At 42.4% G+C, this 698-nt stretch carries 1 rRNA gene; it reads left to right on the forward strand.

The window, feature by feature from the left end:
* Positions 1-401: 401 nt before the first annotated feature.
* Positions 402-698: ribosomal RNA gene (locus tag BVC88_RS20985) — 16S ribosomal RNA — on the forward strand; the annotation flags it as partial.

Raw genomic sequence — 698 nt, forward strand, 5'->3', positions numbered from 1 at the left:
CTTGTCAGAAGAAATAAAAGGGAGATATTTGCACTCCCAAACGACGCGAACGGCGGTTTGGAAAAGGTTGAAAGAGGAGTTTTGGTGACGGAATAGGTTGGATTGGTTCAATGAATTGATTTAGGGTAGGTCAAAAAAAATAAGGATTTATTTTAAAAAATCTTTTGCAGGAGAAAAAACTTCAGTTACCTTTGCAACCCTGTTCGGAAGGAACGGAAAAGAAAAAAGATTAAAAACACGGAAATCGGGCTGAATAAGCGGGTTTTTGACGATTGGCCAAAAATGTTTGGCTGGTAAGTTCTTTGAAATGATGTAAGGCGAAAAAAAATAGTAACCTGAGTAAAGAAAGAGAAGATTTGGGCTCTTCGGGGTGCCAAGTCAAATAGTGTATATAGTAACTTACAATGGAGAGTTTGATCCTGGCTCAGGATGAACGCTAGCGGCAGGCCTAATACATGCAAGTCGAACGGCAAGAGTTTTAGCAATAGAACTCCTAGAGTGGCGAACGGGTGCGTAACGCGTATGCAACCTACCCTATACAGGGGGATAGCCCGGAGAAATCTGGATTAATACCCCATGGTACTGTGAGAAGGCATTTTCTTATAGTTAAAGATTCATCGGTATAGGATGGGCATGCGTCTGATTAGCTAGTTGGAGGTGTAACGGACCACCAAGGCGACGATCAGTAGGGGTTCTGA

This window comes from Algoriphagus marinus (assembly GCF_001936475.1).
Classification (GTDB): domain Bacteria; phylum Bacteroidota; class Bacteroidia; order Cytophagales; family Cyclobacteriaceae; genus Algoriphagus; species Algoriphagus marinus.